The following is a 2,611-nucleotide window of genomic DNA, read 5'->3' as shown; positions in this document are numbered from 1 at the left end:
ACCGCCGCGACCGCCAGCGCGACCGCCGCGGCAAGGGCGACGACCAGGGCCAGCAGCAGGGCGGCGGACGCCGCCAGGGCCAGCAGCAGGGCGGCGGCCAGGGCCAGCAGCAGGGTGGCGGCGGCCAGCACGACGACGGATACGACGACGAGGGCGGCCGTCGCGGTCGCCGGGGCCGTTACCGCGACCGCCGTGGCCGTCGTGGCCGCGACGACTTCGCGACCGACGTCCAGGTCGCCGACGACGACGTCCTGATCCCCGTCGCGGGCATCCTCGACATCCTCGACAACTACGCCTTCATCCGGACCTCCGGCTACCTGCCCGGCCCGAACGACGTGTACGTCTCGCTGGCCCAGGTCCGCAAGAACGGCCTGCGCAAGGGCGACCACGTCACCGGTGCGGTGCGCCAGCCCAAGGACGGCGAGCGGCGCGAGAAGTTCAACGCGCTGGTCCGCCTCGACTCGGTGAACGGCATGGCGCCGGAGAGCGGCCGGGGCCGCCCCGAGTTCCAGAAGCTGACCCCGCTCTACCCGCAGGACAGGCTCCGTCTGGAGACCGACTCCAACGTCCTGACCACCCGGATCATCGACCTGGTCGCCCCGATCGGCAAGGGCCAGCGCGGGCTGATCGTGGCCCCGCCGAAGACCGGTAAGACCATGATCCTGCAGGCCATCGCCAACGCGATCACGGTCAACAGCCCCGAGTGCCACCTGATGGTCGTCCTGGTCGACGAGCGTCCGGAAGAGGTCACCGACATGCAGCGGTCGGTGAAGGGCGAGGTCATCTCCTCGACCTTCGACCGTCCCGCCGAGGACCACACCACCGTCGCCGAGCTCGCCATCGAGCGTGCCAAGCGCCTGGTGGAGCTGGGCCACGACGTCGTCGTCCTGCTGGACTCGATCACCCGTCTGGGCCGCGCGTACAACCTCGCGGCACCGGCCTCCGGCCGCATCCTGTCCGGTGGTGTCGACTCCACCGCGCTGTACCCGCCGAAGCGCTTCTTCGGTGCCGCGCGCAACATCGAGGACGGCGGCTCGCTGACCATCCTGGCCACCGCGCTCGTCGAGACCGGCTCGCGCATGGACGAGGTGATCTTCGAGGAGTTCAAGGGCACCGGCAACATGGAGCTCAAGCTCGACCGGAAGCTCTCGGACAAGCGCATCTTCCCGGCGGTGGACGTCGACGCGTCCAGCACCCGCAAGGAAGAGATCCTGCTCGGCAGCGACGAACTGGCCATCGTCTGGAAGCTGCGCCGGGTGCTCCACGCGCTCGACCAGCAGCAGGCGATCGAGCTGCTCCTGGACCGCATGAAGAAGACGCAGTCCAACGCGGAGTTCCTGCTCCAGATCCAGAAGACGACGCCGGCGCCGGGCAACGGCAACGACTGACGTCCTCCCAGCGGTCATCCACGCACTGCCCCCGTCACACCCGTGGCGGGGGCAGTGCGCTGTCCGCCCCCCGGGTCCGGTACCGGTACCGCGGCGGGGCCGAGACCTTGGCCACACCCGCGACGGCGCGGCCGCGGTCCGCACGGCGGCCGCCCCGGGCGGGAAAGCGCAGGTGGGGTCGTATTCCCCGGCCCTCCAGCCGTGCTCCCCGCGTCCTCCGTGACCGGACGGGGGCCACAGCCCGCTGTGCGAGGCTGCCGGCTGCTCCGGCGCCGTGCCCAAGCGGCGCCGGACCCTGCCTGTGGACCAGGCGGGGGGACAGGCTGTGGGCCGCGGCCGCCGTGGTGGTCGCCGGAGGAACCGGGCTCGGCTACGCCTACCTCACGCTCGACGGCAACATCCGGGCCGTCGACATCGACGCCGCGCTCGGCGCCGACCGCCCGGACGACGCGGACGACGGCGCAGAGGACATCCTCGTGCTGGGCTCGGACTCCCGCTCCGGCGCCAACTCCGCGTACGGCGCCGACGAGGGCGCCGCGCGTTCGGACACCGCGATGGTCGTCCACGTCGACAAGGGGCACACCTCCGCGGATGTGGTCTCCGTCCCCCGGGACACCCTCGTGGACCGGCCCGCCTGCACCAGCGACACGACCGGCGAACAGGTCGGCGCCGAACGGAAGGCGATGTTCAACACGGCGTACGAGGTCGGCGGGCCCGCCTGCGCGGTGAAGACCGTCGAGTCGATGTCGGGCATCCGCATGGACCATTACGTCGAGGTCGACTTCACCGGCTTCAAGAAGATCGTCGACGAGCTCGGCGGGGTCGAGATCACCACCACCCAGCCGATCGACGACTCCCACAGCCACCTGCGTCTGGCGCCCGGGACCCACACCCTGTCGGGGGAGCAGTCACTCGGACTCGTCCGCACCCGCAAGAGCGTGGGCGACGGCAGCGACCTGGGCCGGATCCAGCTCCAGCAGGCCTTCGTCAAGGCGCTGATGGTCCAGGCGAAGGGCGTCGGGGTGTTCTCCGGCCCGAAGAGCCTCTTCGGGCTCGCCGACACCGCCACCAAGGCCCTCACCACCGACTCCGGGCTGGGTTCCGTCAAGAAGCTCGCCGGCTTCGCCCGGGGCCTCAAGGGCCTCGGCCCCGAGAACGTCGACATGGTGACCCTGCCCGTGGAGTACGACCCGGCCGACCCCGACCGGGTGCTGCCGCAGGAG

At 71.4% G+C, this 2,611-nt stretch carries 2 protein-coding genes; both read left to right on the top strand.

The genetic code is table 11. The features are described 5' to 3' along the window. Window positions 1-1,388 (top strand): transcription termination factor Rho (gene rho / locus IH13_RS0109805; protein ID WP_031082941.1); only part of this gene is annotated, 1,388 nt, incomplete at its 5' end. Between the two features lie 299 nt (window positions 1,389-1,687). Next, the coding region (locus IH13_RS0109800; RefSeq protein ID WP_234433260.1) for an LCP family protein at window positions 1,688-2,611 on the top strand (924 nt) is incomplete at its 3' end.

This window comes from Streptomyces sp. NRRL WC-3549, assembly GCF_000721935.1.
Taxonomy (GTDB): Bacteria; Actinomycetota; Actinomycetes; order Streptomycetales; family Streptomycetaceae; genus Streptomyces.
The sequence above is the reverse complement of the archived record's forward strand: the minus strand, read 5'-3'. Positions and strand labels throughout refer to the sequence as shown.